We start from the raw sequence: 24079 nt of genomic DNA, 5'->3' as shown, positions 1-24079 counted from the left end.
AGGTCTCGCACCATACTTGGTATTATACCGTATTGCCGTAAAATGTTAACCTAATTTGAGATTAAATCATGCTCCCACAAATTCAATTTAATGGGATTTCTTCGACTGCCAGCACAGAAACGCGGTTCTGAACCTACAGTCCCTAGATCGAAAAAGGCATTTAGGCTATGGGGTAGCCAGCCAGGTTTCGGTGTGTGTTCTGGAGGCAGCACACAACCACATTGGTCAACTGTCAGCTAGATCATCGGTTCCAATCAGCCTTAATTCCTCGATCGCCAATTGGCTAATTGCTCGGTGAATTTGAGCCGCGATCAGGTCCCAGGAGTTTCCCCCCAAGTATTGCCGTTACAAAATCGGGCATTTGGATTGGTGGCTAATTTAACACAAGTATACAAAGCTGGGTGAAACTTGGGACATTTAATTTATCAGCCAAAATTAATTAATTGTTCAAGATATACCAGAGCATATCATCTGTGGTACTATAACAGTAGGTTTTTGTGGTTGCCGGATCAGGTCTGGGCAAAACTAAGTAACTAAACATTGTGATCAGGTGTAAGTGATGGCTGTTGCGTTTAAACCCCGCCGCCCCAGTAAACGGGTCGAGGTGAACCCTTTTGTTGTAGTCCAAAATCCTCACAATGTGGTTTCTCTCGATCGCATTCGTCAGAACCGGGTCAAACCGGCTCCCTACTCCCGACAGGAACCTCCCATCAGCACCATAGAGGCTCAAACTACAGTGGTGGAAGTTCTGCCCAGGACGCAGGAACTACCCCTATGGTTAAAATCTCTAATTACTGTTAAACAACTGTCATCGATCGCAGCCTGTGTTTTGATGGGGGGTGCTATGACTTTCTATGGGCTGAAGGTTTATGGGGAGTCTCGCTGGACAGGACAATATCCGAGACTAGAACATCTGCGACAACAAGAGCAACAACTGCGCCTGGCTAAGGAAATACTCAAACATACTATTGTAGAATCGGCCGGTGACCCTGATGCGGGTTTGGAAATTCCTACCCCTGATAATATTATATATGTGCAACCAGCCCCTCCGCGTCCAGCTACGGGGCGAGAACTTTCCTCGATTGTCAATCCTCCCTGGTCTTCGCCTCCTCAAACAAATCGGCCTTTGGCTTATTAGCAGTCAGGTAATGCTTCTCGACCCATGATAGGAGTGCTTCTGGGACAATGGCGCGTAAAGATCGAACACAGTTGGTTAATACTAGCAGGGTGAAATAGCCAATGGCTTCTTCTGATTATTCTTCGGGTTCGAGTCGATCGCATGAATCTGGTTTTTCTTCCCGTGGTAATCGTCAACCATTACGGGGCAGAATCAAGAAGCGATACAGCCAAGGCGACACTATGCGATCGCCAGGTTCTGCTAGTGTTTACCATCCCCCAAAAAATCTAATCTCTAAACCCTCTAGCAGAGTCTCCCACAGGAGGCCAAAGCCGATTAAGTCCGCTAAATGTAGTCCGGTTCGCCTGTACTTGGTGTGGTTAATCCTACTGGCGGGAATTTTAGGGCTAGGTATTCGCGTATTTCATCTGCAAATCATCGAAGGTCCTTTTCTGCAAGAAAAAGCTCAATATCAGCAACAACAGCGTTCTCTACCGTTTATTCCCCGTCGTCCCATTAGCGATCGCAATGGTACAATTCTGGCTTTTGATCAGCAGATATATACCCTGTATGCTCACCCAGTTTTGTTTAAAAGCCCGCCGGAGGAAATCGCCCAGCAACTAGCCGGAGTAGTGGTAAGGACTGATCTAAGCAGTCCCACCACTCAGGAACTGCTGAATTTATTTAATGTAGCCCAGAGTGGTCTAAAGGTGGCGGATGGGTTATCAGAACAGGTGAGGCGCAGGATTCTCCGATTACAGATTGATGGCTTAGAATTAGTTCCTGAGCGGCGGCGACTTTATCCCCAACAAAATTTAGCTGCTGATGTTGTCGGTTATGTAGACAAAGAAGGCCGAGGTCAAGCCGGAGTTGAGTATAGTCAGGAAAACCTGCTTAAACGTAGTATGCCTTCCCTGCTGTTCCAACGGGCGGTAAATGGCGCATGGGTTCCCTCTCAACTGGCTGGGGGTTTTATCCAAATGGATGACCTAGAATTGCGGCTAACCATTGATTCTCGTATGCAGCGCATTGTCCGCAGCACCCTAGCGGAACAGGTGGAGGCTTTTAACGCCAAACGGGGAACTGTGATTGTTATGGATGCCGAAGATGGTTCTATACTTTCGTTGGTGAATGAGCCTTCTTATGATCCTAATCATTACTATAAGTTTGACAAGGAACTATTTAAAAATTGGGCTTTGACGGATTTATATGAACCCGGTTCTACCTTTAAGCCGATAGCAGTGGCTTTAGCTTTAGAGGCTAAGGCGATCGCACCAGATAGTTACATTAATGATGAAGGTAGCATTCAGATCGGACCTTGGACTATCTCTAATGCTGATTATAGTTCCGCAGGTGCTAGGGGCAATGTGTCGATTACCGATATCGTCAAATATTCGAGTAATATCGGCGTGGTGCGGATTGTGCAACGCCTGGACCCAAAAGTTTATTATCAGGGTCTACAGCGTCTAGGTATGGGGAAAGTCGTTAATGTTGACTTACCCTTTGCGGCGACTGGTCTGCTGAAAAGTGCTGAAGACTTTGTGAATGTACCGATTGAGATTGCTACCAGTTCCTTTGGTCAGGGATTGTCGATTACTCCTCTGCAATTAGCCCAAATCAATGCTACTTTAGCCAATGGTGGTAAGTTGGTAACACCCCATGTCGTACAAGGGTTGTTTAATAGCCAGGGACAGTCCTACTTGCAAACTTCCATCCCACAACCGGAGCAGGTTTTTTCCGCAGAAACCGCCCAAACCGTTTTGGAGATGATGGAAACTGTAGTTACGGATGGGACTGGTAAAAATGCCCACATTCCCGGATATCGCATTGCTGGAAAAACCGGAACTGCTCAAAAAGCTAGTTCTACGGGTGGTTATTATCAGGGGGCTTATATTGCCAGCTTTGTTGGTATTATCCCCGTGGACAACCCTCGCTATGTAGTTGTAGCGGTAGTGGATGAACCAGAAGGGGGAAGTGGTGGATTGGTGGCTGCTCCCATTGTTAGGTCAGTAATGGAGGGGCTGATTAAAGTTGAACAGATACCCCCATCTAAGTTTTAGTGGGACTTCACCAGGCTATATGATTAAATTTGAACATCCATCGACCTGATCATGTCATGAAGCTAATATTTTTAGGTTCGGGTTCAGCCTTTACCGTGGGGGCTGATAACTTTCAATCTAATATGATGCTGGTAGCAGAAAATAATCGGAAACTGTTGATTGACTGTGGGAGTGATCTGCGACATTCTCTGTATCAGTTGGGATGGTCTTATCGAGATGTTACTGATATTTATATTAGCCATATTCATGCTGACCATACGGGAGGCTTGGAATATATGGGGTTTACGACTAAATTTGACCCTAATTGCTCACGCCCTAAACTTTACCTGAGCCAAGAACTGGTTGACCTGGTATGGAATAATTGTCTGGCGGGAAGTATGACTTCTATTGAAGATGATTTGGCTACATTAGAAACCTATTTTGATATTGAACCGATTTCTCCGGGGTCTGGTTTTACTTGGGAAGGGGTTGATTTTACTTTGGTTCCTACTATTCATATTCAAGACAAATATCAGGATGTTCCTAGTTATGGTCTGAGTTTCTCCGTGGGGGGAGTTGAGGTGTTTTTGACTACGGATACTAAGTATTGTCCGCAAAAATTGCAGGGTTTTTATGAAAGTGCTAATCTGATTTTTCATGATTGCAATACGGCTCCAGTTACTGGGGGTGTTCATGCTCACTATCAGGAACTTATCACCCTACCCGACAAGATTAAAAATAAAATTTGGCTGTATCACTACCCGCCAGGTTCGCTGCCTAATCCTCAACAGGATGGCTTTCAAGGGTTTATTAAACGGGGGCAAACTTTTGTTTTTGAAGATGGTAAATTTTTGGTAGAAATGCCAACTAAATAATGGGGGTAATGGGTGATAGATAATGGGTAGCACACCGCCGCCCCTGGTCTGGGGTGGATGGTGTCCATGGCCCTAGGCTTTTTTCGGCAATTGCTGAAATTCCAGAAAAGAATCGATATACTCGTTGGAAGCGTCGAATTTAACAGCATGAAACATAACCCCAACCCCACTTCGGAGTTCTCGGAGTCGGCGGAGGAAATTCCTAATCAATTTGATATCATTGTGGTGGGAAGTGGTGCGGCTGGACTCTATGCCAGTCTTTGCATTCCGCCTCATTTGCGCGTCGGTTTAGTTACTAAAGATAGCCTGGGAAGTGGCTCTAGTCCCTGGGCTCAGGGTGGCATTGCGGCGGCTATTTATCCCCCAGATACGCCAGAATTACACCTGGAGGATACTTTACAGGCGGGGGCGGGATTATGCGATCGCCAAGCTGTACAGTTTTTGGTAGACCATGCGGCGGAGGCGATCGAGTTTTTAGTGAATTTGGGTGTGGACTTTGACCGCACTGGAGAAAAATTAGCCACTACCCTAGAAGCCGCCCACTCTTATCCCAGGGTTCTCCACTCCCGCGACACTACGGGAAGGGCGATCGTTGATGTCCTCATGGCTACGGTATTGAAACGCCCTAATATTCAGGTGGTTTCTGGGGCGATCGCTTTAAGTATATGGCAAAATCCTCAAACTGGGCGTTGTCAGGGTGTTAGTGTCCTGTATCAAAGTCAAATTCGCTGGCTACAAGCTAAGGCTGTCGTATTAGCCACTGGTGGCGGCGGTCAAGTTTTCGCCAAAACTACTAACCCTGAAGTTAGCACCGGAGATGGCATTGCGATCGCATGGCGAGGGGGGGCTGCGGTCCGAGATTTAGAATTTTTCCAATTTCACCCCACAGCCTTAATGAAACCCGGCGCACCCCATTTTTTAATCAGTGAAGCTGTGCGAGGAGAAGGGGCTCATTTAATCGATCGCCAAGGGCGGCGTTTTGCCTTTGACTATCACCCAGCCGGGGAATTAGCCCCTAGAGATGTCGTGAGTCGCGCCATTTTTATGCACCTACAAAAAACCTCAGATCACCCCGCTGAGGATAATGTGTATTTGGATATGCGACCCATACCACCAGATCAAATTCGCCATCGTTTTCCGAATATTATTAACGTCTGTCAACATTGGGGCATTGATGTCTTTAATGAACCTATGCCTGTGGCTCCTGCTGCCCATTATTGGATGGGAGGTATTACCTGTGATTTAATGAATCGCACCTCTATGCCAGGGTTATATGCCATTGGAGAAACTGCCAGCACCGGAGTTCACGGCGCTAACCGTTTGGCTAGTAATTCCCTATTGGAGTGTTTGGTTTTTGCTTCTCAATTATCCAAAATTGAAATGGATTTGACTGACCATAAATATATCGATTATACACCTTCCATGATATTGGTGCAAGGTAAATCTGATTATACTCAAGAATTAGAGAAAATGGAGGAAATTCGCCACAGTTTGGCGGCTTTGATGTGGGAAAGTGCCGGAATTTGTCGGACCCAAACCGTCCTAGAAGCAGCTATCCCCATTGTTTTAAATTGGCGCAAGGAGTTGCAAAAATTACAAATCAGTAAATATTTGCTGACCATGAATCCTCGGCAAAATATGCAGTTATTATCTCCTGAATCGGGCAAAACTTTGAAAGCGTTGGCGGAAACTTTCAACCTGTTAGATATCGGATATTTGATTCTGCGAAGTGCCACTTTTCGCAAGGAAAGCCGAGGGGGACATTACCGCCTAGATTACCCAGAAACTAGCCCAGATTGGCAAATTCATACTGTGAATCGGGTTAATCTACCGACGAAATGATTAACCAGGATTAGCCATCCCATTAGTAGGAGAGGGTTAATCCATGGCGATACTCATTTAGGAGTCGATTAATCTTGGGCGGTCACATTCTCATAAACCCCCTTATCTCGCTTGACTAGCTTGGTAAACCCCGCATTTCTGTAATCAGCATTAGAAGTGGGAATAGACAGCATGGGTGAACTCAAGAGGCGACGGACGGGTGCATCTTCTGGGGTATCCCCCACTTCACAACCCGCTAACTGACAAACCTCGCCCCAGGTTTTCACCTCCCGATTGATACTGTGCATCACCTCAATCTTGCGGTTATTGCTAGGACACAAATAATCGTAGATTGGCATAGCAGTTTTCTCAAACAGATAAAGAAGCCCTATATTCATTTTTACCATAAAAACTTAAAATTTACATAAAATTTGAACGACACGGCCCTATTGATGATAATCTATGTCGTAGCGATGAAGCCCCACCGGGGTTAGGGATGATTTACGGACTCTGGTGGGTCTCAACCCTGGTCTGGTTGTCTGAGATCTAGTTTTAAGGAGAAATTTAGATGAGTGATTTTAAGCCTACCCCGGAGACGGATTTAACCACTACTCAATTATTAGACCGATATCACATTAATGATACTAGCCTCCTCAAAACCTGGGCAACACTGCACGGATTAAATGGCAATCGTAGCACCTATTCCCCTCAAGAAATCGATTTGCTGGATCATGTTCATCATCACCTTCATAATTTGGGGATGACTATTGATGAATATCAAAATCTACTTAACCGCCGTCCTTATCGTACTAATTATCAGCCTCCACAACCTGTTAATAATTCCTCTCATTCCCCCAATTCCTCGGCGGAAACTACCCCGACATCTGATGATGAAATGGTGGATGGTGCGGCGGCTACCGTTGACCTGTTAATGGCTCAATATTCCGAGGCGATCGAATGTGTCGGAGAACGCATTGCCGAACACTTTATTGATGAATTAGATGCCTCGGTTATGCGACATTTGGCGAAAAAAGTCCAGGAACGTCAGGCGATGAAATCTGGTCAGCCTAATCGTTTTTTGCGGACTATTCAATCGGTTTTAAAGCCTAGCAATAATCCCAGGTTGACTGATGCTAAATCGGAACCCTGGGAAATGGAAAGTAATCATCGTTTGGGATAAGTTATGATTAATCAGGCTGATATCCCTAAAAACGTCGATGGGGAATTGGCACTGTAGACCATCGATTTGTCTGATTTTCTAAACGTGCTAATCTCCAGATTCTACCTTGGGCTTGTCTTTGTAGGTAAATCTGAAATCGGTTCTGCTGTTCCCGCCACCAGCGATCGCTAAATTTAACACTCAGGTTATAGGTTCCCTCAACTTTAAATCCTTGGAGGTTGTTAATCATTATTGGTTCCATATTCGAGATGGCTACCCGTGTGATTTTAAATGATTGGGGAGACCTGGCAAAATCTGATTGTAGCTTGAGTTGTTGATGGATTTCTTTAATCTGTATGGTTAGGGCTTGTTGAATTAAGGTGGGTGTTGGTGTTATTCCCACCGGAGAACATCCCCATAACGTCAATGCTAATAAAGGTATAATTACAGTGATTATAGGTAATTTCCTGGTAGGGGTAAATTTTCTAACCCACAGGCGATCGCTCATTTTAGCCCAAAATTTCTCAATACTGTTTACAGACTGGGATCTGCTCCCATCATCTTACCCTGGAAAATTGCCTAAAATTATGTTATCATATAACAGTGATCATCACCATACCATCCATAAAATGAAAACCACAACCCCTAGGCGGAAGGTCGCCAAATTAATCAACATTTTAGGGCTATTTATGGCAACAGTGGCTATATTGGTGTTTGCTGCTAGTGAACCCGGAAAAGCGAGTAACTGTTTAAATTCCAGCCATTGGGTAGCCGCCTATAATAACCGACAAGTTAATCATACACATATTTTTTGTGGGGAGCTGAATCAACGGGGGAGACTGGTAGGATTTCATTCGCGTCCTGGGGGAAGAAATCCCTCCACTGTTGCCAGATTTAACATTACCCAACCCGCCAATAGTCAGGGTATTTACGCAGGAGAATGGACTTATCAAGGGTCATCTCAAGCCACCAAATTTTCGACTATGTTTCCCGATCGCTGTACTCCCACACAGGTAATTAACTCCATTGCTCACGCCGCCGACAATAGGATATCATGTCCTTCTAACGCTCCTAATTGGGCTTGGTGTGGCTATAATAGCCCTAGCGGCGGAGATAATCGGTTTTGTCAGGCTAATGATGGCAGCCAATACGTCGTCGTTGGGGCTACTAATTCAGATGGTAAAATTAACACAGGATTTCCTTTAAGGTTGTCAAGATGAGTATGGAAACTAATTGGGACTGGTCAGAGTGGAAACAACAAAGTAACGCCCACCGCCTGGTAGTGGAATTTTTAACTTTGGATGTTCAAGATAACTGCGAATATGTTAGGCATATCTGCAATCAAATTGCGGCGTTAGAAAATGGCGAAATTGCTGATTGTATCTGTTCTGGTAATGCTTATTATGTGAGTTTGTCCCCCCAAAATGTGACCATTGAGAATTTGATTATAGATGATGAACCCATCGAAACTATCTCTCTCAATGAGTTTAAACAGGCTATTTTATGCTGGCAAGAAAAACTTGAAAGTTAGATGAAATAATGGGGGATAAACTGGCTAGTATTCTGGGTGATGGGGGTACGATCTTCTCGAATACCAATCCCGGCTGCTTCCCCACCGATAACCCAAGAACCCAGCACCGGATAACAACCTTGAAATTCTGGGAGGGGAAAGTAGGCTTGATAAATCACGGGTACATCTTGATATATCCCTGGGGTTTGATAAGTGCGATCGCCATAATAAATGCTAATATTAGCACCCTCTCGGGAGAAAATAGGTTTACTGATGTAGGGATGTCGCAGGGGGCTAGAATCGAAATAAGCAGGTAATAAATTAGGGTGATCTGGAAATAATTCCCAGAGAATTGGTAAAATCGCCTTATTGCTGAGAATCATTTTCCAGGGTGGTTCTAGCAATTGCATCGGTTCATTCAGCAGAAACTGGCTAAATTCATCATCAACTATCCACTCCCAAGGGTAGAGTTTAAACATTAACTTAATTGGCTTATATTCCCAATCACAAAAACACATCCTATGAGAATCCCAACCCACTTCATCTATATATAGATGTTTGGTTTCAAAACCTGCTTGCATCGCCAAATCTCTTAAATATTCAACAGTCCCCAAGTCTTCCTCTGTATCCCGTTCGCAGGTGAAATGTAGATACTTTCCTTGTGGGGGTGAATTTTCGTAAATTGTCTGGAATTGGGCTAGTAATTTTTCATGAATTGAGTTAAACTGATCAGCATCAGGAAAAACCTCTTCTAACCACATCCATTGTACCACACTGGCTTCTAACAAAGCCGTCGGAGTATCGGCATTATATTCCAGTAATTTGGGGGGGTTAACGCCATCATAAGCCAAGTCAAACCGACCATATAAACTCAGGTCTTCCCGCGTCCAAGACCGACAACATAGTTCAAAAAAATCTGGGTCGATTGACAGTTGCTGATAACGTTGTTCCGACACAATACAATCAACGGCTTCTAAGCAGAGTTCGTGTAGTTCCTGGGTAGCCGCTTCTATTTCGTCAATTTGTTCGCTGGTAAATTGATAACAAACCCTTTCGTTCCAATACAATCCATCTAGTTCGTAGAAATGAAATCCCACCTCGTCGCATTTGTCTTGCCAGTCAGAACGAGGTGTGATTGAAATACGCTGCATTTTTGAACTTACCATAGTCTGATTACTAGAATATGCTATCAGAGGGGGTTTGTCAAGGGGAAAATCTTAAAAAAACCTTAAATTCCTCAGCCTTGATGGTTATCGCTTTTTCAAGTAGTTATTATACCACTCAAGTAACCCACCATTGATAGAACCGACCACACCACCGACTAGCAGGAAGACGAAAAGACTCCAAAATAAGGCAGAAATTCCGGGATTTAAGATATATTGATTTTGGTCATCTTTCACCAGGAAACCTTGTTCAATATGACCGGAAACCGCCGAAGCGACAATACCTCCCGCACCCAGTCCAGCCCCGAGAATTTGGATGGTGTGTTCTAAGGAGCGATCGCATTCTGTTTGTTCAATTTCTACTAATCCGCGAATGGTGTTAATCAGTTCTGAAAACAAGTCTTGTCCGGGGATTAAATACTCTAAATCGACTTCTATTTGTTCGATAAATGTACTTATGGCTTTGGCTTGAAACTCATGCAAAAAAGGCAAGTCATCTTCAGGTAAGGCGATATCTTCCAGTTCTTTCACACAGGTTTGATAGTTTTTTAAGTTGGTTTCAATGGTGTTTAAGTGGAGTTTAATCTCTTGAATATGGTTGAAATATTTAAAGGATAGTCGGGGTAGTTTGGTTAATTCCTGCTTTAAAATCTCTAGTTTTGGCGGGGTGGGTTCTGGTAATTCCTCAAGGATTTTGAGATGGGGGGATAATTGTTGATAGAGTTGTTTCGCCTGTTGATTACACCAACGGGACTGGCGATAAGCATAGAGGATTTTATGGCGACAACATAATAGATTAATCAAGGGTTCATAATATACCCCTTGGCTTTCTAACTGTTGAGTTTCCGGGGAATTATTCAACCAGATTAATAGATGATTGGTAGGGGTTTGATATTCAAAAATCGGACTCCCGAATAACTGACCCTCACTGGGGGGATGTTTTAATAAAAGTTCGGCTTCTGGGGTGGGAAATAATCCCCGAATACAAGCCTTGAGGAAATGGCGATCGCTTTTATTTTCCGCCGCCATGGGTTCAGCCCAAAATAGGAGAGTTTGTCCCAAATCAGATTGGATAAAATCGGGATTTAAGCAATTGTGGGGATTGATAAATGTCTGCAATTCCGAGACTTTCACAACTGCTTCCGGTCGATAAAAAGTAATATCAACGGCGTAGGTATCATGAATTTGCAGCGGATACACTCCCCCCTGAATTTGAGGATAATTAGCATCCGGTTTCCCATAGAAATATAAAAAGGTATCTGGGTCAGGTTTCAACAGTGGGATATGGTCGGAGTTATTATCCGTTGACGCAAAATCAATTTTCCCGTCAGGTTTCTGGATTTGTTTAATCAAGTCTTTTAACTGAGGAGAACCCAATTTAATTCCCAATTCCCGGCATTTTTCCCACAGATGGTCTGATGTTTCAATGGGTTCATCTCCCGACTGCAAAATGTTTCGCAGTTGAAAGGCGATTAAGGTTAGCTTCGGGTTTTTCACAGTCTCTAACTGAGTATCGGCGACCATCTATTAATTATCAGTTGATGATTTCTTGGGGGGAGTTTGCTTAGTTGGCTGACTTTGCACAATGCTATTTTTTAATAACTCTTTAGTGATTCGAGGTTGGCTAGGAGTTGAAGAGAAGCTAGTAGTTCCGGCTAAACGTTGATCACTGGGTTCTGACTGCTGGCTATAAATATAGTTGTTCAATATTTGAAACTGACTATTCACAATATTATTATATTGTTCATACCACATAGATATAGCACTAGATAAGGTTTCAGTATCATCTGCTAAGGGTTCAATTAACTTAAGTAGTTCTTGACGTTTTGGGTCGGTAAACAATTGAGGCTGTTCCTGTAGGAGTTGGACAAAAGCGGCTAAGTTTTGTTCCTCAAAAGACATAGACTTATTTGAAAACGCATCATTATATCCATTGTATCAGATTTCTGGTTTGGGTGCGAATTTAGAAACCCGGTTTCTGGGACTTTGGTTAGATAGACAATGGGTAATCCCAGATGATAGAATAGGGTAGGGGGTGTCTCAACCATTAAAATTAGCTTTGCGAACCCCTAAAAATCCCCATTTATATAGTGCTTTGAGGAAAACAACATGACCGACTTAAAAGAAATCACTATTAAAGTTCCGATTGATATCGCCGAATATTATCGCCATGCTGACCAACTCGAAAAGCTACAGATAGAGACGAAGATTGCTTTTGTGCTAAAAAATCAATTGCTTTCCAGGACATCAGCGACAAACAAGCTGCGTCAAACCATGACAGAAATCGGAAAAAAAGCAGTTGATAACGGATTGACTCCCGAAATTTTAGCCAGTATTTTAAATGACATCGAATTTAGAAACCCGGTTTCTTTGAGAAACCGGGTTTCTGTAACTTTCCCCACCGCACAAAATGCCCCCCAGTAGTAGGGAGAAGCAAAGGGTTGATCATCTTTTATCTGTTGTAAAGACATCCTTAACTTCATTTTGTGGGCGGGTTTTATCCAATTTAATAAATCGGATTTCGTGACATTCCTTAACCATTTTTGGGCAGAATTTAAAGCGATCGCTACATTATATCCATCCCTTAATAATTCATAAAACCGAATCATTAATAACGCCGTGGAAATATCACTAACCGCCCAAAGGGAACTCACCACATTAGTCGAACCCGCCACCAAAAAGCCACTGGGTAAGCCGATATATTCATCACTGTTGGAGAGAATATCAATCAACCCCGTCTCGCAGGCGGAAAGCGTCACCAACCGACAGCAACCCAAATCGAAAGTAAACACATCCCCCAACGTTAAACATTGACTTAAATCAACAGTTTTGTTATCATTAACAGGTAGGTGGCAGTTGCGGTCAATCGGCGAGGGAGGCGGTTCTAGGTAGCAGTTGGCGAGTAATAAAGCGGACAGTAGGGGATTGGCAAAATTAAAATAACCGTGGCAGGAAAAATGGTGACAATGGGCTGATTTTAGTTTCCTTTGGTGTGCAGAATTTAACTCGGTTTTGGTCGCCTTTTTGTGAGCTAAAATAGTCTGGGGTTGAAAATCGCTGGAAATGGTCTGAACTTCTAAGTTGGTAAACTCCAAATCTTCGGTGGGGTTTTGGATGGCAAAAAGTTCCGAAAAATTCGGGCGATCGCGATTATTTGCCGTTTGCAGAAGTTGACAACTGGGTGCATAACTAACCCCGCCGGAAAATCGATCCATTAAATAGGTGATATTTCTCCCCGATACCGAGAGGGGGATAGCGTGAAGGGGGAATAAATGCAGGAAGCGGTTAGGAATTAAAACCAGGCGATCGCATTTGTTAGCCGTCTTCTGGATAGTCGCGAGCAGTTCATGAATATGGAGAATTTCCCCCAGTTTTTGCAGGCGGGAAATCAGGCTATTTTGCCAATTTTGACTCGTGCGGTTTTGATAAGCATTTAAGTAGTCATTAGCCCACTGGATTAATTGCTGATAATCTGCTGGACTAGACTGCCAGAGTGTCACCCTTTCCCCGTCGGTTGCGGTGGGTTTTGTCGGGGGTGTGACGATAAACACCAAAAAGCGATCGCTCAAAATATACCATTCTAAAATCGCCGTATTTTCCCCTGTTAACGCTTGAATTTCTGCAAAAGGCATAGGCTGAACCTTTTGGGTGCGGCGGAATTCCGGGTCAATGGGGGTAATATCAAGGTTAATCAGGCGATCGAGTTGTTCCTGAAGTTGGTGGAGGCGGCTGCGGTCTGGCGGTGAAGTTGGCGCGGTGGTGACATTAGCGCCGCGTTCTCCCATTGTTGTGCCGCCAAAGTTGTCGCGGTTGCGTTCTTCAATTTCCAGGCGACGTTGTTCGGTTTCGATATCTCCACGCAGGCGGGTGAGTTCATCGAGGACGGTTTGGGGAATATCGCCTTTGGGGTAAAGGTCACGGGTTGCCATGAGTTCAACCAGGTTACAGGTTTTGCTGCGTTCCACATATTCAATGGCGGCGGTATAGTTTTTCAGTTCGATGCAAACTTCGACCATGTGTTGATAAAGCGTCTGCCATTCTTCGGCTAATTTCTGTTTATCTGCATCTCCCCCTTTAACAATTTCTGTCCGGATATCTTCGACGGTTTCAATGGCATTATCAAAGGTATCATAAGCGAGTTGCCATTGTTTTAATTCTTGATAAGCAACCCCTAAATTAAATGATGTTTCTACATAATTGTAAGGAAAAGCTTGGCGGGTTCTCACTTCTAAAGCGTCTTGATAGTAAGCGATCGCCTTTTCAATATTCTCGGCACGCTGACCTAACGGGAATTTTGCTATTAAATCGCCAAATATCACAATAATAATCCCACGCTTCCTGAATATGGCGATTATTTTCAAATCTAAGTATAGCATCACTATAGCTAAGTGTCAACCCCAGAGAAACCCGGTTTCTTCGAGAACCGGGTTTCTTTATCCGCCATTAAATCATCAACAGTCACTGGTTGAGTTTTACCCTGTTTATATTCAGCATGAGCCTCAACAATACTCTCAGCAATTTCTTTCCGCCTTTTTTCGGATAATCGTTTTTGCAGAATTTCAATTAAAAAATCTTGCTCGGACTCCGACAGAGACTCTGCTAGTTCCAAAACTTGATGAAAATTAGCTGGTGGCATAATCCTCTGATGTGGTAAGTATTAACAGTTAGTGATTAGATACCAAGAAGCACTCATAAACCCAGTTTTCGAGAACCGGGTTTTTTTTACTAAGAAGAAGAATCACGGCGAGTCAAAGCATCTAAGAGGTTGCGGTGATATTCTGGGACTGTATCAGTTGGCGTGGGTTGACTGGTTTCAGGAGTCGGGGGAGTTGGAGTAGTGTTTTGGGTTGCAGGTGCTGGTGTAGGCTGTTGTTTATAAGCCGGACGACCATAACCCATAATCCCCCCAGGACGACGTTGGCGACGCATGACTGCTCCGCCATTAGATTCATTACCAACCGCTGTGTTACCCTCAATACTGGTGACACTACCATCAGAATGAATAGTTTCTACAATTCCCACATGATCAGAGATACCGTCCCCCTGCCAACAGTAAAATACCACATCCCCAACCTGTGGCTGAGAAAACCATCGGCCCTGTCTCTGAAACCAATGTACCCCATCTTGACAATAGGCAAATCCTTTGGAGGTGCGAATTGGTAGGGTCAGACCCGCGCGATCGAAGCAGTAGGACACGAAAATCGCGCACCAAGGCACATGATTCATACCATACCACTGACCATATTTATTTTGATTACTGTGTGGGGGTGATTCAGTGTAGCCTATTTCCGCCACAGCCACTCGCAGAACATCATTTGCTGTCGTCATGGTAGAATTTTCCTTTACTATTTATCTTAGTTATATCTCAATTATCAAATCATTAGTTTAGTTTTTGGTCTCCAATTAGCACAGTTTCTCAACTGTCCTGATACCCAGAACCCCTGGCACTACTAAAAATCTCCGCTGCCACCATCATTTTACAACAGTATTGATCTAGATCACTGTCTTAGTCCACTCAAATCACTCTCCGAATTGATCAAATTCACCAACCTTTAGCCATAATATCACAGAAATTGTCTGTCATCTGCCGCATAATGGAAACCATAACAGGGAGCCGGGAATCAGGAGTTAAAAGGACTCTACCCTTAGCGTCAGTGGTCTGTTTAATAACTGTCCTGGTAACTGCTATATCAAAGCACCAAATCTGGGGAGACAGTATCATGAAAGCTAATGGTTCCAAAAAGTCGTTTTTTATTAATCTCAAAGGTGCGGATCTGACTAATGCTAATTTGGCGGGTATTAATTTGGGTAAGGCAGATTTAGAACACGCTATTTTTGAGGGTGCTAATCTGCAAGATGCTGATTTTAGTCAGGTTCGCAATTTGCGGGTTTCCCAAATTAAACAGGCTGTAAATTGGCAATCTGCTCGTTATCATCAATCTCTTCAACAAGAATTAGGTATCGCCAACTATTGAAAGAAGCAAATCGGGACGCAACGACTGAAATAGTGTTGCGTCCACAGTTAGTCTGAGATAAATTATGATTTAATGATATGGGATAGACTCAATCTGGCTAGTGAAATTAACTTGTTAACCATAATTTAAACAATTGGTCATCCCGCAACTGCGATCGCCTATTTAAACTTAGAGGGAATTTCGATACAATAATCATCATAGTAATTTATGGCGATCGCATATTTTATGACCTCAAATGTCAAACCCCCATCTAGTCCCGACCCAGAATTAGAAATCACCGAAGAAGACGAAGAACAATCAGAGTTAGACTATTTTTTTGACGAACCCGGAACCCTCCCCGGAACCCTAGACCTGAAAAGTGATGCAGTTCCTCCTCAACTGGTAGTCATTGAGTACAACCAGACTACTGCTATGCGTACTATCATCAACAGTCCCTCAGAATATACTCGTTATCATGATTCTGAATGTATATCCTGGTTAGATATACAAGGTTTAGGAAACTTAGAAACCTGGCGACAGATGACCGAAATTTTTAACCTTCATCCCATTGCTTTAGAAGATGTGGTGAATGTTCCTCAGCGTCCGAAAGTTGTTTATTATGACAATCCCGATCATGTAGTAATTATCGCTTGGATGGTCATGTTAAGTCCCCGGTCTCAAAAATTACATAAAGAACAGGTTAGTATTATTTTAGGGGAACATTATGTAATCACAGTTCAAGAAAAGCCTAAATATGACTGTTTAGAACCTGTCAGAAATCGGATTCGCCAAAATCAAGGTAATATTACCAAATATGGCACGGACTATCTGGCTTATGCTATTTTAGACGCGATTATTGATGAATTTTTCCCGGTCTTAGAAGTCTATAGCGATATGCTAGAAGATTTAGAGGATGAGGTTTTGTTTCAGCCACAATCCAAAACCATGCAGAATATCTATAAAACGAAACGGGATCTGATTGTTTTACGTCGCGCGATCTGGTATCAGCGAGAATCCTTAAATATCCTGATTCGCGACAAAAATAAATTGGTCAGCAAAAAAGTGCGAGTTTATCTGAGAGACTGTTATGATAATACAGTCAATATTCGCGATATGCTGGAGACTTACCGGGAGTTAGCCTCAGATCTGATTAGTATTTACCTGTCGTCTATGGGAAACCGCATGAATGAAATCATGAAAGTTTTAACGGTCATCTCGACAATTTTTATTCCCCTAACCTTTGTTGTCGGTGTCTATGGAATGAACTTTGACCCGGAAACCTCCCCCTGGAATATGCCAGAATTAAAATCCTATTATGGTTATCCAATATCCCTAGCATTAATGGCAATTATGGCGGGTAGTTTAATTTACTTTTTTTGGAAACGAGGTTGGTTTAATGATTTCTCCCAATTTGACCGCGACCATTAGTGAAAATCTGGGTAATTCCGCAAATAGCCACTATTTGACTGTTTTTTGTTCACCTTCACAGCTAACTTACTATGAAAACTGAACAGATAATTGCTGGACGCTATCGAATCATCAAATGCTTAGGAGAAGGGGGATTTAGTACCACATACTTAGCCATAGATCAGCAAAATTCGGCTAATTCTCCCTGTGTGGTTAAACACTTCTCCCCCCAATGGAAAGGTCGGGAAAGTCTCGCCAAAGCCTCGGAACTATTTGAACTAGAAGCCACCCGTTTAGAAAATCTCGGTAAACATCCACAAATCGCCCAAATTTTTAATTACTTTAAAGTTGACAATAGCCAGTATTTGGTGCTAGAATATATTGAGGGTGATAATTTATCGGAAATCCTCGCCAAGAGGGGAGTATTTAACGAGTCTCAAATTCGCTACCTACTGGCTAACTTATTGCCAGTGCTAGAATTTGTACATTCCGAGAATATTATCCACCGAGACATCAAACCAGAGAATATTATCCGTTCTGCTAACGGACAATTGGTGCTGGTAGACTTTGGCGCAGCTAAAGAGGCGATCGGTAGTGCTTTACTACGCACAGGAACTATAATTGGCACACCGGAATATATTGCTCCGGAACAACTAAGAGGAAAAGCCTCGTTTGCTAGTGATTTATATAGTCTAGGTGTCACTTGTATACATCTACTCACGCAAATGTCACCGTTCGACTTATTTGATACTGGAGAATTTTGCTGGGTGTGGCATCATTATTTAGTGAATAATCCCATCAGTGATGAACTGACAAAAATTCTGAATCGGCTGATTGAAGATGCGACTAATAACCGCTATCAATCAGCGTCAGAAGTTCTGCAAGATCTAAATGCTCGTAGTAACCAACTTAGCGTAATTACGCAACCAGTTAGCTTCCCCTCGGCTAAAAATAGTGTGGGTTGGAAACGTCCCCAAACTTTGAGCGACTATTGGAGTTCTGTATCTTGTGTCGCCTTTAGTCCCGATGGTAATATTTTGGCGGGAGGTAGTTTCGATCGCACTATTCGACTATGGCGACCACAGACGGGAGAATTTATGATATCTTTACTAGGATCTTCTCAACCCATTCTGGCGATCGCCTTTAGTCCAGATGGAAAACTCTTAGCGGGGGGTAGTGGTGACGGTCAGATTCATCTATGGAACCTAGAAAACAGCGAAGAAGTGATCGCCATTGCGGCTCATGAAACCGACCGAGTTTCCATGTCTATCACCTTTAGTCCCAAAGGCGATATTATTGCCAGTGGTAGTGACGATGGAACCGTGAAAATCTGGAAACTTTCCACCTGTCAACTATGCCACACCTTACAACATTCGCGGGGGATTAATGGCATTGCCATTTCAGCCAATGGGGAACTGTTAGCAGCAGCCAGTAGCGATAATTCTATCCACCTATGGGAGGTAAATAGTACCGAACACCTAGGGCAACTTTTAGGACATGAGCGGGACATTAATGCGATCGCTTTTAGTCCCAATAGTCAAATCCTCGCCTCAGCCAGTAGTGACAACACCATCAAACTATGGGATATGGAAACTCAGCAACTCCTAAAAACCTTAACCGGACACGAAGACTGGGTGAGAACTGTTGCATTTATTCGCTCTCCCGACCAAGACCGAAAATCACTGCTAGTCAGTGGTAGTGCCGATCGCACCATCAAAATTTGGGATCTCGACCAAGGAAAAGCCATTGATACCCTAGTAGGACACACCAAAGATATTAATGCGATCGCCATCAGTCCCAATCATCGCACCATCGCCAGTGGTAGTAGTGACAACACCATCAAAATTTGGCGACGGGAATAGTTTTTACAAACCCAATAGCCATCAAACCCCAAATTCCATCAACCATGAATTTACCCACATTAATCACCACCTCCCGTCTCTTAGGGATTCCCTTTATCTTGTGGACTTTAGAGCAACCGACCCCAGAAAATCGCTGGCTCTGTCTAGGTATTTTTATCATCGTCGCCGCCACCGATTGGCTAGATGGCTACCTAGCCAGAAAACTGAACCAAGTCACAGACCTAGGAAAAATCCTCGATCCTCTCGTAGATAAATTACTGGTATTAGCTCCCCTGTTAGCACTGGTAGAAATCGGCGAAATTCCCGCCTGGGGAGTGTTTCTGATTTTGGGGAGAGAATTAGCGATCGCTGGGTGGCGAGTTAATCAAACCCAAATTTCCGGAGCCAACCTGCTAGGAAAAATCAAGACCGTTGTGCAAATAGTCGCCATTGCTTTATTAATTGCTCCCCTTTCCCCCATTTGGGAAACAATTGCGATCGGCATATTTTGGCTCGCCGTAGCCATCACCTTAATTTCCGGTCTAATTTATATTTTACCCCCCATACCCAGCCAACAAACCCCCCCAAATCATTCTAGCTAATTTCAGTAAAACCGGAACTTTTCCCAGTGAACTTTCACCACCCGAACAGCCTAACAAATTCACAAGTTCTGTTAAAATACTTATAGACACCTGCTCTCAGGTGTGCATTCCCCTAGAAGCAGGGTGTAGGGTGTTAGGTATAGGGGGGTCAATACACCAATAATAACTTGATCTTAATAATTTTCTGCTTTTATCTTTAGGTGTTCTCGTGAGTTTATCTATGGTTTTTCTCCCCAATTGTTGTGCCAAAATTAACGCCGTAACTACCAATTTGGATAACTTGATAACTAGGTTTATCATAGGTGATTTACATGGGAAAGTTTCAGGGTAAACGAGTTTCGCTAGTCCAAAAACTCACTATAGCCATGACCCGGTTAGTCATCATAGTAGTAACCAGCGTCACTTGGCTTTCCCTTCAGCTTCAGCAACACAGTTTTAAACAAGAACTAGAACAACAGGCTAATATATTACTAGAAACCATCTCCATTGCGTCCGCTGAACCTTTGGAAGTTTCTGATGTTCAGTTTCTCACCCGACTAATGGAGCAACTAGGAACTGCTCAAATTTTAGTTTCCGGTCATATCTATCAAGCCGAAGGTAGGGTAATTGCAGATGTCTATAACTCGGAGATTTTTACCAATGATATCGACCTGAAACCTGGGGTTGTGGAGTTACTGAAAACCTCAGAAACCCTGTTGAATTGGCAGTATGACAATCAACAACTATTGGGAGTAAAAGCCGTTACCTTCAACGGTAAAATCGTGGGTGCTGTCAGTGTCGGACTCTCGACGCAACCCTTAGAAAATAAAATGGCAACCGTCCGCAATCAGGGTTTAATTATTGCTATGATTGCCGCCATTGCTGGAGCTTGTCTCGCCTCGATAATTAGCCGTTCAATTACTGAACCCCTTAAACAAATGACCGCCGCCACCAAAGAATTAGCCGCCGGAGATTTAGAGTTAAAAATCGACTTACAAAGCCAAGATGAACTTCAGGTTTTAGCGGATTCTTTTAACAAAATGACTAAACAATTGCGAGATTTAGTCGAAAGCAAGGAACAACTAATCACCAGCTTAGAACTACGAGCGGAAGCACTCCGAAAAAGTGAGGTTAAAAACAGAGCATTGCTTAATGCTATCCCCGATTTAATGCTAAGATTTAATCAAGAGGGTCTGGTTTTAGACTTTCAAGCATCTAGGCGAATTAATTAAGTCAATTTTGGATTATCTACACCAGAGTATTTATGATTTATTGCCGAATAATTTGGCTAATCTTTATCTAAAAAATGTCAATAAAGCTCTAATTACTCAGGAAGTACAAGTATTTGAATATGAATGGTTTTTTGATGAAAAACGCCATCATTTTGAAGCCAGAATTGTCGTGAGTGGAGAAAGTGAAGTTTTGGCAATCATCCGTGATATTACCCAAAGTAAATTAGCTCAAATTGAATTACAACGAGCTAAAGATGCTGCCGAAAGCGCCAACCATGCTCAAAGTGAATTTCTAGCCAGCATGAGTCATGAACTGCGTACACCGTTAAATGCCATTATTGGTTATAGCGAACTTTTGCGAGAAGATGCTGTGGATTTTGGCTATACAGATTTTATTCCCGACCTGGATCAAATTCGAGCATCAGGACTGCATCTGTTAACTATTATTCAAGATATTTTAGATATTTCCAAATTAGAATCAGGGATGATGACGGTTTGCTTAGAAAACTTTAATATTGCCACCTTAATCAAAGAAATCGAAGCACTGGTGCAGCCATTATTCCCCAAAAATCATAACCAACTTAAAGTCAACTGTACCCCTGATGTTGAGGGAATGTATGCCGATCGCATCAAAGTCAAACAAGTATTGCTTAACCTTCTGAGTAACGCCGCCAAATTCACAGAAAATGGCTTGGTCAACTTAAATGTGATTTATATAGGTCAGCTTGACACCAAAATCTCGGCCTACCTGCGGGAAAATTTAGCCTCATCAGTCTTAGTGAATGACGAACACCAATTACAAGGTGGGGTGGCTTTTGAGGTCATCGATACGGGAATTGGCTTGACCACAGAACAGATGACCAAAATCTTTGAACCCTTCGAGCGAGCGGATAACTCCACCACCCGCCGCTACGAAGGAACCGGGTTAGGACTATCAATCAGCAAAAGATTTTGTGAGTTAATGGGAGGAGCCATCACCGTGGCCAGTGAAATCGGCGAAGGGTCAACCTTTACGGCATATTTCCCCCTAGTTATGGGTGAAAACACATTTACGGGAATGTGACACCCCAAGAAATCAGGCGATCGCTTCCCAATCGCCAATTTCATCAAAGCGCGGCTCGACCAATTCCGGTAGAATTAACATTGTCCTGTGATTACCATAGTGATTTAAAATCTTAACATATTGTGAATCCACCGGGACCCCAACTCCCTATAAATCCTTAATTTGCCCTAAATCATTATGTCTATTGGCTATCTCGCCCTGGTACTCCATGCTCACCTACCCTTTGTCAGACACCCCGAAAGTGACTATGTATTAGAGGAAGAGTGGTTATTTGAAGCCATTACCGAAACCTATATTCCTCTGATCCAAATGTTTGAAGGGCTCAAACGTGATCGCATTGAATTCAAAATGACCATGAGCCTGACCCCCCCTCTGGTGTCCATGCTCCGCGATCCGCTTTTGCAAGAACGCTACGACCAACACTTAGCCAAACTACAGGAATTGGTCGAGAAAGAAGTTGACCACAACCAACACAATGACCATCTAGTTTATCTAGCCAAACATTATATTGAAGAATTTGCCGAAGCCCGTACCCTCTGGGAAAGATATAGCGGGGATTTAGTTACAGCCTTTAAGCAATTCCAAGACAGCAACAACCTAGAGATTATCACCTGTGGAGCCACCCACGGCTATCTACCCCTAATGAAAATGTACCCCCAAGCGGTACACGCCCAAATCCAAGTCGCCTGCGAACACTACGAAGAAAACTTTGGTCGCCCCCCTAGAGGTATCTGGCTGCCAGAATGCGCCTATTATAATGGTTTGGAAACGATTGTAGCCGACTGTGGTTTACGCTACTTTCTCACCGATGGCCATGGGGTACTCTATGCCCAACCCCGTCCCCGATTTGGTACCTATGCCCCCATTTTTACGGAAACCGGAGTCGCCGTTTTTGCTCGCGACCATGAATCATCCCAGCAGGTCTGGTCTTCCCAGGTGGGATATCCCGGCTCTCCCGAATATAGAGAGTTTTATAAAGATTTAGGTTGGGAAGCTGAATATGAATATATTAAACCCTATATCATGCCCAACGGTCAACGGAAAAATACGGGCATCAAATATCACAAAATTACTGGGCGCGACTTAGGACTAGCAGATAAAGAACTCTATGACCCCTATTGGGCTAAACAAAAAGTCGCGGAACACGCTGCCAATTTTATGTTTAACCGAGAGCGCCAGGTTGAACACCTACAGGGGATTATGCAGCGCCCCCCCATTATTGTCTCTCCCTATGATGCGGAACTTTTCGGACACTGGTGGTATGAAGGACCTTGGTTCCTAGATCTTCTGTTCCGCAAGACTTGGTTTGATCAAGATGTTTACGCGATGACCCATCTAGCTGATTATTTACAGACTTACCCCACCCAGCAGGTCTGTCGTCCGGCTCAGTCGAGTTGGGGTTATAAGGGATTTCATGAATATTGGCTTAACCATACTAACTCCTGGATATATCCCCATTTACATAAAGCGGCAGAGCGCATGATTTCCCTCGCTTGTCGAGAAGCGCTTAATGAGTTGGAACTGCGGGCTCTCAATCAGGCGGCGCGGGAATTGCTGCTGGCTCAATCCTCTGACTGGGCTTTTATTATCAGTTCTGGGACTATGGTTCCCTATGCTGTGCGCCGCACTAAATCCCATCTCATGCGCTTTAACAAGATTTATGAGGATATCAAGATCGGTAAAATTGATGCGGGATGGCTCCAAAAGGTGGAAACTCTCGATAATATCTTCCCCAACATTAACTATCGGGTCTATCGACCTGTGATGTAGCCTCACCCCTACCCCCGCTCTAACCCTCCTATCATCCTATCAACCCTAGCCACTAAGGGGGCTGGGGCTTTTTTGTCAGAATGCGATCGCTAATTTAGCCCGAAACTAATGTTAAATTTTGTAAACTTCTGGTATTCTGTAAAATAGACTACAGAATTTTATAGTATAGTAGTAAGCGTGGGGGAAAAAACCCACTCAAATCACTAGGAGACAAAAAACATGGGTACTCAGGACCAAGCACGGGCGTTAATGATGGGTCATCACCAAAATATCAAGAACCGTCAGCAATCTATGCTCAACCGTTCGGCTCAAGAAGTAGGTATCGACGATGTGGGCGATTATTATAGCACCATCCAAGGGAAACCTAACTCCAATTCAAGTATGAGTTACGATCGCAGTTCCTCATCAATGAGTTAAAGCACTTCAACCCTTTTTCAATCAGTTAATTCCATATACTAGGAGACAAAAATCATGGGTACTCAGGACCAAGCACGGGCGTTAATGATGGGTCATCACCAAAATATCAAGAACCGTCAGCAATCTATGC

The 24079-nt window shown here is 43.5% G+C and carries 23 protein-coding genes; 15 read left to right on the top strand and 8 right to left on the bottom strand.

The window, feature by feature from the left end; translation table 11 throughout:
* Nucleotides 1–559: 559 nt before the first annotated feature.
* The 4 genes from ACTIE0_RS12695 to nadB all read left to right on the top strand — a co-directional run bounded on the left by ACTIE0_RS12695 (nt 560) and on the right by nadB (nt 5873).
* Complete coding sequence (locus ACTIE0_RS12695; RefSeq protein ID WP_006622812.1) at nt 560–1138, top strand: hypothetical protein; 579 nt, start codon at nt 560–562, stop codon at nt 1136–1138.
* A gap of 101 nt (nt 1139–1239) precedes the next feature.
* Nucleotides 1240–3177: a peptidoglycan D,D-transpeptidase FtsI family protein gene (locus tag ACTIE0_RS12690; RefSeq protein ID WP_006668931.1), complete on the top strand. Its 1938-nt coding sequence runs from the start codon at nt 1240–1242 to the stop codon at nt 3175–3177.
* 56 nt (nt 3178–3233) lie between these two features.
* Complete coding sequence (locus ACTIE0_RS12685) at nt 3234–4031, top strand: MBL fold metallo-hydrolase (protein ID WP_006622814.1); 798 nt, start codon at nt 3234–3236, stop codon at nt 4029–4031.
* Nucleotides 4032–4097: 66 nt separating this feature from the next.
* Nucleotides 4098–5873, top strand: a complete 1776-nt coding sequence (gene nadB, locus ACTIE0_RS12680) for an L-aspartate oxidase (protein ID WP_006668930.1) — start codon at nt 4098–4100, stop codon at nt 5871–5873.
* 68 nt (nt 5874–5941) lie between these two features.
* Here nadB and ACTIE0_RS12675 read toward each other — a convergent pair whose 3' ends face one another.
* Complete coding sequence (locus ACTIE0_RS12675) at nt 5942–6211, bottom strand: FmdB family zinc ribbon protein (RefSeq protein ID WP_008056081.1); 270 nt, start codon at nt 6209–6211, stop codon at nt 5942–5944.
* 209 nt (nt 6212–6420) lie between these two features.
* On the opposite strand from ACTIE0_RS12675, the gene ACTIE0_RS12670 reads away from it, so the two are divergent.
* Nucleotides 6421–7032: a hypothetical protein gene (locus ACTIE0_RS12670; protein ID WP_006622817.1), complete on the top strand. Its 612-nt coding sequence runs from the start codon at nt 6421–6423 to the stop codon at nt 7030–7032.
* Nucleotides 7033–7057: 25 nt separating this feature from the next.
* Here ACTIE0_RS12670 and ACTIE0_RS12665 read toward each other — a convergent pair whose 3' ends face one another.
* Nucleotides 7058–7519 (bottom strand): hypothetical protein, encoded by a 462-nt coding sequence (locus tag ACTIE0_RS12665; RefSeq protein ID WP_006668929.1) that lies wholly within the window; start codon nt 7517–7519, stop codon nt 7058–7060.
* 79 nt (nt 7520–7598) lie between these two features.
* Here ACTIE0_RS12665 and ACTIE0_RS12660 point away from each other — a divergent pair, with 79 nt between their 5' ends.
* Together ACTIE0_RS12660 and ACTIE0_RS12655 are read left to right on the top strand one after the other, a co-directional pair.
* Entirely contained in the window at nt 7599–8231 is a 633-nt protein-coding gene (locus ACTIE0_RS12660; RefSeq protein ID WP_006668928.1) for an EndoU domain-containing protein, read from the top strand.
* A complete protein-coding gene (locus tag ACTIE0_RS12655; protein ID WP_006668927.1) occupies nt 8228–8542 on the top strand; it encodes a hypothetical protein in 315 nt (104 codons plus the stop codon). The genes ACTIE0_RS12660 and ACTIE0_RS12655 overlap by 4 nt, the downstream gene beginning before the upstream one ends.
* On the opposite strand, the gene ACTIE0_RS12650 is transcribed toward ACTIE0_RS12655, so the two are convergent.
* The 6 genes from ACTIE0_RS12650 to ACTIE0_RS12625 all read right to left on the bottom strand — a co-directional run bounded on the left by ACTIE0_RS12650 (nt 8539) and on the right by ACTIE0_RS12625 (nt 15012).
* Nucleotides 8539–9687, bottom strand: coding sequence for a glutathionylspermidine synthase family protein (locus tag ACTIE0_RS12650; RefSeq protein ID WP_008056083.1), 1149 nt, complete (start codon nt 9685–9687; stop codon nt 8539–8541). The two genes, ACTIE0_RS12655 and ACTIE0_RS12650, sit on opposite strands and share 4 nt — an antisense overlap.
* Nucleotides 9688–9771: 84 nt before the next feature.
* Nucleotides 9772–11208 (bottom strand): hypothetical protein, encoded by a 1437-nt coding sequence (locus ACTIE0_RS12645; RefSeq protein WP_006668925.1) that lies wholly within the window; start codon nt 11206–11208, stop codon nt 9772–9774.
* Between the two features lie 3 nt (nt 11209–11211).
* On the bottom strand, nt 11212–11586 hold the full coding sequence (locus ACTIE0_RS12640) for a hypothetical protein (protein WP_006622824.1): 375 nt from the start codon (nt 11584–11586) through the stop codon (nt 11212–11214).
* A gap of 365 nt (nt 11587–11951) precedes the next feature.
* Nucleotides 11952–14060 carry a CHAT domain-containing protein gene (locus tag ACTIE0_RS12635; RefSeq protein WP_006668923.1) on the bottom strand — a complete coding sequence of 703 codons (2109 nt, stop codon included), beginning with the start codon at nt 14058–14060 and terminating at the stop codon, nt 11952–11954.
* An 8-nt stretch (nt 14061–14068) separates the two neighbouring features.
* The gene (locus ACTIE0_RS12630) at nt 14069–14320 is read right to left on the bottom strand and encodes a hypothetical protein (RefSeq protein WP_006622828.1); all 252 of its coding nucleotides are present in this window, start codon (nt 14318–14320) and stop codon (nt 14069–14071) included.
* Between the two features lie 89 nt (nt 14321–14409).
* Complete coding sequence (locus ACTIE0_RS12625; protein WP_006622829.1) at nt 14410–15012, bottom strand: CHAP domain-containing protein; 603 nt, start codon at nt 15010–15012, stop codon at nt 14410–14412.
* A 392-nt stretch (nt 15013–15404) separates the two neighbouring features.
* Between ACTIE0_RS12625 and ACTIE0_RS12620 the strand changes: the two genes are divergently transcribed.
* The 8 genes from ACTIE0_RS12620 (at nt 15405) to gifA (ending at nt 23949) form a co-directional block, all read left to right on the top strand.
* Complete coding sequence (locus tag ACTIE0_RS12620; RefSeq protein ID WP_006668922.1) at nt 15405–15659, top strand: pentapeptide repeat-containing protein; 255 nt, start codon at nt 15405–15407, stop codon at nt 15657–15659.
* A 207-nt stretch (nt 15660–15866) separates the two neighbouring features.
* Nucleotides 15867–17066: a magnesium/cobalt transporter CorA gene (gene corA / locus ACTIE0_RS12615; RefSeq protein ID WP_006622831.1), complete on the top strand. Its 1200-nt coding sequence runs from the start codon at nt 15867–15869 to the stop codon at nt 17064–17066.
* A 71-nt stretch (nt 17067–17137) separates the two neighbouring features.
* The gene (locus tag ACTIE0_RS12610; protein ID WP_006622832.1) at nt 17138–18907 is read left to right on the top strand and encodes a serine/threonine-protein kinase; all 1770 of its coding nucleotides are present in this window, start codon (nt 17138–17140) and stop codon (nt 18905–18907) included.
* 44 nt (nt 18908–18951) lie between these two features.
* Nucleotides 18952–19488 carry a CDP-diacylglycerol--glycerol-3-phosphate 3-phosphatidyltransferase gene (pgsA, locus tag ACTIE0_RS12605; protein WP_006622833.1) on the top strand — a complete coding sequence of 179 codons (537 nt, stop codon included), beginning with the start codon at nt 18952–18954 and terminating at the stop codon, nt 19486–19488.
* Between the two features lie 311 nt (nt 19489–19799).
* On the top strand, nt 19800–20699 hold the full coding sequence (locus ACTIE0_RS12600; RefSeq protein ID WP_006668921.1) for a HAMP domain-containing protein: 900 nt from the start codon (nt 19800–19802) through the stop codon (nt 20697–20699).
* Between the two features lie 7 nt (nt 20700–20706).
* Nucleotides 20707–21762, top strand: coding sequence for a sensor histidine kinase (locus tag ACTIE0_RS12595; protein ID WP_006668920.1), 1056 nt, complete (start codon nt 20707–20709; stop codon nt 21760–21762).
* Nucleotides 21763–21939: 177 nt separating this feature from the next.
* Nucleotides 21940–23532, top strand: coding sequence for a glycoside hydrolase family 57 protein (locus ACTIE0_RS12590; protein WP_006668919.1), 1593 nt, complete (start codon nt 21940–21942; stop codon nt 23530–23532).
* Nucleotides 23533–23751: 219 nt separating this feature from the next.
* On the top strand, nt 23752–23949 hold the full coding sequence (gene gifA, locus ACTIE0_RS12585; RefSeq protein ID WP_006668917.1) for a glutamine synthetase inactivation factor IF7A: 198 nt from the start codon (nt 23752–23754) through the stop codon (nt 23947–23949).
* The last annotated feature ends 130 nt before the right edge of the window (nt 23950–24079 follow it).

It is taken from the genome of Limnospira sp., assembly GCF_051859755.1.
Lineage (GTDB): Bacteria > Cyanobacteriota > Cyanobacteriia > Cyanobacteriales > Microcoleaceae > Limnospira > Limnospira fusiformis.
Note: the sequence above shows the minus strand (reverse complement) of the source record. Positions and strands in the feature narration are given on the sequence as shown.

What these genes read in the sequence shown, in the direction of transcription:
- ACTIE0_RS12695 (WP_006622812.1), top strand. Translation starts at nt 560, where the DNA reads ATGGCTGTTGCGTTTAAACCCCGCCGCCCCAGTAAACGGGTCGAGGTG.
- ACTIE0_RS12690 (WP_006668931.1), top strand. Translation starts at nt 1,240, where the DNA reads ATGGCTTCTTCTGATTATTCTTCGGGTTCGAGTCGATCGCATGAATCT.
- ACTIE0_RS12685 (WP_006622814.1), top strand. Translation starts at nt 3,234, where the DNA reads ATGAAGCTAATATTTTTAGGTTCGGGTTCAGCCTTTACCGTGGGGGCT.
- nadB (WP_006668930.1), top strand. Translation starts at nt 4,098, where the DNA reads ATGGCCCTAGGCTTTTTTCGGCAATTGCTGAAATTCCAGAAAAGAATC.
- ACTIE0_RS12675 (WP_008056081.1), bottom strand. Translation starts at nt 6,211, where the DNA reads ATGCCAATCTACGATTATTTGTGTCCTAGCAATAACCGCAAGATTGAG.
- ACTIE0_RS12670 (WP_006622817.1), top strand. Translation starts at nt 6,421, where the DNA reads ATGAGTGATTTTAAGCCTACCCCGGAGACGGATTTAACCACTACTCAA.
- ACTIE0_RS12665 (WP_006668929.1), bottom strand. Translation starts at nt 7,519, where the DNA reads ATGAGCGATCGCCTGTGGGTTAGAAAATTTACCCCTACCAGGAAATTA.
- ACTIE0_RS12660 (WP_006668928.1), top strand. Translation starts at nt 7,599, where the DNA reads ATGTTATCATATAACAGTGATCATCACCATACCATCCATAAAATGAAA.
- ACTIE0_RS12655 (WP_006668927.1), top strand. Translation starts at nt 8,228, where the DNA reads ATGAGTATGGAAACTAATTGGGACTGGTCAGAGTGGAAACAACAAAGT.
- ACTIE0_RS12650 (WP_008056083.1), bottom strand. Translation starts at nt 9,687, where the DNA reads ATGGTAAGTTCAAAAATGCAGCGTATTTCAATCACACCTCGTTCTGAC.
- ACTIE0_RS12645 (WP_006668925.1), bottom strand. Translation starts at nt 11,208, where the DNA reads ATGGTCGCCGATACTCAGTTAGAGACTGTGAAAAACCCGAAGCTAACC.
- ACTIE0_RS12640 (WP_006622824.1), bottom strand. Translation starts at nt 11,586, where the DNA reads ATGTCTTTTGAGGAACAAAACTTAGCCGCTTTTGTCCAACTCCTACAG.
- ACTIE0_RS12635 (WP_006668923.1), bottom strand. Translation starts at nt 14,060, where the DNA reads ATGCTATACTTAGATTTGAAAATAATCGCCATATTCAGGAAGCGTGGG.
- ACTIE0_RS12630 (WP_006622828.1), bottom strand. Translation starts at nt 14,320, where the DNA reads ATGCCACCAGCTAATTTTCATCAAGTTTTGGAACTAGCAGAGTCTCTG.
- ACTIE0_RS12625 (WP_006622829.1), bottom strand. Translation starts at nt 15,012, where the DNA reads ATGACGACAGCAAATGATGTTCTGCGAGTGGCTGTGGCGGAAATAGGC.
- ACTIE0_RS12620 (WP_006668922.1), top strand. Translation starts at nt 15,405, where the DNA reads ATGAAAGCTAATGGTTCCAAAAAGTCGTTTTTTATTAATCTCAAAGGT.
- corA (WP_006622831.1), top strand. Translation starts at nt 15,867, where the DNA reads ATGGCGATCGCATATTTTATGACCTCAAATGTCAAACCCCCATCTAGT.
- ACTIE0_RS12610 (WP_006622832.1), top strand. Translation starts at nt 17,138, where the DNA reads ATGAAAACTGAACAGATAATTGCTGGACGCTATCGAATCATCAAATGC.
- pgsA (WP_006622833.1), top strand. Translation starts at nt 18,952, where the DNA reads ATGAATTTACCCACATTAATCACCACCTCCCGTCTCTTAGGGATTCCC.
- ACTIE0_RS12600 (WP_006668921.1), top strand. Translation starts at nt 19,800, where the DNA reads ATGGGAAAGTTTCAGGGTAAACGAGTTTCGCTAGTCCAAAAACTCACT.
- ACTIE0_RS12590 (WP_006668919.1), top strand. Translation starts at nt 21,940, where the DNA reads ATGTCTATTGGCTATCTCGCCCTGGTACTCCATGCTCACCTACCCTTT.
- gifA (WP_006668917.1), top strand. Translation starts at nt 23,752, where the DNA reads ATGGGTACTCAGGACCAAGCACGGGCGTTAATGATGGGTCATCACCAA.